Here is a 4,051-nt window from a genome sequence, read left to right as displayed (position 1 = left end):
CACCCCGCCCCGCCCCGCGAAGGGAGGGGATGCCAGAGGGCCGGTTCGACCCGATGACAGGGAAAGCCGCGCAGAAATAAATCGGGGCGGCCCTGTTATCAGGTGCCGCCCCAGTTGGTGGATCCGTCGGGGAGAGGGAGAGGACGGATCGGAGATTGGTGTCTTTGTGGCTTGTCTTAGTTGGCGGCCGCCATCTGGCTGTCGCCCTGGACTTCGGCAACGCCGGCAACCTTGAGCGCGGCGCGGAACTGCTTGGCGGCGGCGCGTTCGTTGCCCGCTTCGCAAAGCTTCTTGCCGGTCGCGACGAAGCGCTTGGCGTTCGCCTGCTTGCTGGCGTCGGCGGTGCCGGCGGCGGTCGACGCCTGGTCGGCGAGGCCGGCGCAGCGATAGTCGGCAGCCGACTGGGCATAGGCGGGCGAGGTGGTGGCGACGAGGCCGGTGAAGGCGAGGGCCGAAGCGGCGACGATCGTCAGTGCGGTCGGGAAGCTGCGGAAAGCGGAGAGCTGAATGGTCATGGGAGAGGTTCCTTTCGTTTCGTTGTGCAACCTTTTTAGTCGCGCTTGCGCCAATAGATAATCCTCTATAATCTGCAAGTGCTTTGAAGCAGGATTTAACAATCCCCCATGGGGTGCTCGACGGGATCGAAGCCTTCCTCCGTGTCGCGGAGCGGCGGAGCTTTTCTGCGGCGGCCTCCGACCTCGGCGTCTCCCCCTCCGCCATCAGCCAGATCATCAAGGGCCTCGAGGCGCGCGTCGGCGCGCCGCTGTTCATGCGCACCACGCGCAGCGTCGGGCTGACCCAGGCGGGCGAGATGTTCCTCGAACGCGCCGCGCCGGCCTATGCCGGGCTCGGCGACGCCTATGAGGCGGCGCGCAACCTCGGCAACCGCCCCGCCGGACGGCTGCGGATCAATTTGATGCGCGGCGCGGTGCAGCCGCTGTTCGAACCGATCATCGCGGGCTTTTGCGAAACCTATCCCGAGATCGAGCTCGAGATCTACGCCGAGGACGCGCTCGCCGACCTCAGCGCCGGCGGCTTCGACGCCGGGGTGCGGATGGGCGAAGCGCTCGATGCCGACATGATCGCGGTGCGCCTCACCGGGCCGTTCCGCTTCGTCGCGGTCGCGACCCCGGGCTATCTGGAAAAGCACGGCCGCCCCGAAACCCCCGAAGAACTGCGCAGCCATCGCTGCGTGCGGATGCGGATGGGCAGCGGCGCGCTGATGCCCTGGACCTTCGAGAAAGGGAATCGCGAGATCGAGGTCGGGGTGACCGGGCCGGTGATCGTCAACGACTTCACCGCGATGATGGTCGCGGTCCATGCCGGGGTCGCGATGGGCATGACCGCCGAACCGGTGGTCAAGGCGCAGGTGGCGGCGGGCGACCTCGAACTGGTGCTCGGCGACTATGCCTGTTCGACCTCGGGGCTTTTCCTCTATTACCCCAGCCGCAAGCAGGTGATGCCCAAGCTGCGCGCCTTCATCGATTATGTGCGCGATTATCTGCCCGACGACGTCACCAGCTGACCGTCTGCAAAGCCAAGCTTCGACAGGGCGTAGAAACTATTCCCTTCACCGGCGGCAGAAAAATTGCTCTGGCGCAATCTGACGAATCACGGCAGCAGGTTGTCAACTAAAAGGGTTGGGAAATTAAATGCACGAGATACTCGCCTTCGACCTGTCAGCCATCTGGCCGTTCATCCTGATCGGCTTTGCCGCGCAGCTCGTCGACGGCGCGCTCGGCATGGCGTTCGGCGTCATCTGCAACACCCTGCTCGTCGCGGTGATGGGCGTGCCCCCGGCGACCGCGTCGGCGCGCATCCATGTCGTCGAGGTGTTCACCACCGCGGTGTCGGGGATCAGCCACCTGATCCACCGCAACATCGAATGGCCGCTTTTCTGGCGCCTGCTCATTCCCGGCGTCACCGGCGGCGTGCTCGGCGCCTATGTGCTGACCTCGCTCCACGCCGATATCGTGAAGCCCTTCGTGCTGGCCTATCTGGTAGCGATCGGCATCTGGCTGCTCATTCGCGGCCTGCTCTATCCGCCCAAGATCCAGAAGCCGACGGTGGTCGCGCCGCTCGGCCTGATCGGCGGCTTCCTCGACGCCGCCGGCGGCGGCGGCTGGGGTCCGGTCGTGACCTCGAACCTGCTTGTCCAGGGCGCCGAACCGCGCAAGGTCGTCGGCACGGTGAACAGCGTCGAATTCTTCCTGACCCTCGCGGTCTCGGCGACCTTCATCTACCAGCTGGGCTTTGCCGACATCGCCGGCGCGACGCTCGGCCTGCTGATCGGCGGCGTGTGCGCGGCACCGCTCGGCGCGATCATGGCGAAGCGCTTCTCGGTCAAGCTGATGCTGACGCTCGTCGGTGTCGTGCTGACCGCGACCAGCGCCTTCGGGCTGTACCGCGCACTGATGTGATCCGGCGCCATCCTCCCCGCTAGAGTGATTTCGAGTGAAATGGAACATTTCACGACTCGGAAATCACGGAAAAACAAGAATCTAGAGTGCCGGTTTTGATTCCATCAAAACCGGCACTCTAACGGGGAGGATTGGCCGGGCTAGGCCTTCGCCAACCCCAGCAACGCCTCGCAATCGTCCCACAAGGTCGCGCAGGCCGCATCGTCGCGCGCCAGCTCCGACGGCGCGATCCTGACCAGCGCCGGCGTCCGCACCGACCAATAATCGCCCTGCGCCGCCGCATAGGCCGGATCGGCCGCCAGTTCGGCAAGATATTGGCCCGACAGTTCGACACTGCTCTTGCGGTCGCTCTTCATCAGCAGCGGCAGGATCAGGCTCGCGAGCGTCGACAGGATCGTCCCGCTCGCACGCGCCAGCCCGGTCCACGGCACATAGCCCGGGTCGAAACTCATCGCCGACAGGTCGGGCCGCCGCCGCGCGACTTCGCGCGCAGTCATGATATTGGCGAGCTTCGACGAACTATAGGCCCGGAACGCCCGCGAACGAGCGCTCTTGGGCAACGTCGGATCGCGATCGGGAAAGGCCAGCCATTCGGCCCTGGCGTGCGCGGGCGGGGTCACCGGGGTCTTTTCGGCGGGATCATGCGTGCCGCTGCCGGTCAGGATCACCCGCGCGCCGGGCGCGAGATGCGGCAACAGGCGGTGCAGCAGCCGGAAATGCGCGAGCTGGTTGACCGCGAAGGTCCGTTCGTGCCCGGCGGCGGTGGTTTCGAGCGTCGCGGTTTGCAAACCGGCGTTGAGGACAAGCGCATCGATCGCCGGCCCCGCAGCCAAAGCGTCGGCGAAAAGATCGACCGACGCGAAATCGTCGAGATCGAGCGGCAGCGCCCGCGCCTCCCATGCTGCGTCGACCGCCTCGGGCCGACGCGCACCGATCGTCAGCCGATGCCCGGCCGCCGCGAGCCGCGCCGCCGCATTGGCCCCGAACCCCGATGTCGCCCCGGTCATGACAATATGCATCGCTCGCACCTCCATATTAGGTTGGTTGACCAACCAAATAAGCGTGCACGCGCCATCGCGCAAGGGCTGACGGAAAAAACGGGATTATGCGGGCCCGGTCAGCCCCGCGCGCATGCCCCGGACCCATTCGTCAAAGGCGGCGCGCATGGGAAAATCGGGCTGCGACAGCCAGGCGAGCATCAACCCCTCGAACCCCGCCTTGCTCAACCGCGCGCGCAACCGGTCGATGTCGGCGGGCGCGCTGCGTCCGGCTCCCGCGGCAAAGATCCGTGCCAGCCGCTCGCGCGCCTCGGCATTGTCGGCCTCCAGCCGCGCCGCCAGCCCGGCATCGTTCATCGCGCGCACGCCGAGCGAGAGGCGAACGCGAAACAGGTCACGATGCGCGTCGAGATTGGCGGCGGCGTCGGCGATATAGGCATCGAGCAGTTTTTCGCGCGGGTGCGCCGCGATCAGGGCATCGAGCCCCGCGATATAGGCATCGGACGCGGCGGTCACCGCGGCCTCGAGCAGCGCGTCCTTGCTCGCGAAATGATAATGGAGCAGCCCCGGATTGACCCCCGCTTCGGCAGCGATCGACTTGACATTGGTATCGGCCAGCCCGTCGCGCGCGAC

Annotated in this window: 5 protein-coding genes; 2 read left to right on the top strand and 3 right to left on the bottom strand. The window is 66.4% G+C overall.

What is annotated here, in order from left to right; genetic code table 11:
* Positions 1–176: 176 nt before the first annotated feature.
* Complete coding sequence (locus B1A78_RS20710; RefSeq protein WP_077148757.1) at positions 177–515, bottom strand: hypothetical protein; 339 nt, start codon at positions 513–515, stop codon at positions 177–179.
* 113 nt (positions 516–628) lie between these two features.
* On the opposite strand from B1A78_RS20710, the gene B1A78_RS20705 reads away from it, so the two are divergent.
* Together B1A78_RS20705 and B1A78_RS20700 are read left to right on the top strand one after the other, a co-directional pair.
* Positions 629–1,525: a LysR family transcriptional regulator gene (locus tag B1A78_RS20705; protein ID WP_256839655.1), complete on the top strand. Its 897-nt coding sequence runs from the start codon at positions 629–631 to the stop codon at positions 1,523–1,525.
* 127 nt (positions 1,526–1,652) lie between these two features.
* Positions 1,653–2,420 carry a sulfite exporter TauE/SafE family protein gene (locus B1A78_RS20700; protein ID WP_077148755.1) on the top strand — a complete coding sequence of 256 codons (768 nt, stop codon included), beginning with the start codon at positions 1,653–1,655 and terminating at the stop codon, positions 2,418–2,420.
* A 140-nt stretch (positions 2,421–2,560) separates the two neighbouring features.
* On the opposite strand, the gene B1A78_RS20695 is transcribed toward B1A78_RS20700, so the two are convergent.
* Positions 2,561–3,439, bottom strand: a complete 879-nt coding sequence (locus tag B1A78_RS20695) for an SDR family NAD(P)-dependent oxidoreductase (protein ID WP_077148754.1) — start codon at positions 3,437–3,439, stop codon at positions 2,561–2,563.
* A gap of 84 nt (positions 3,440–3,523) precedes the next feature.
* The coding region (locus B1A78_RS20690; protein ID WP_144037940.1) for a TetR/AcrR family transcriptional regulator at positions 3,524–4,051 on the bottom strand (528 nt) is incomplete at its 5' end.

Origin of the sequence: Sphingopyxis sp. KK2, from assembly GCF_001990265.1 — a bacterium.
Taxonomy (GTDB): Bacteria; Pseudomonadota; Alphaproteobacteria; order Sphingomonadales; family Sphingomonadaceae; genus Sphingopyxis.
This window is presented reverse-complemented; position numbering and strand designations above follow the sequence as displayed.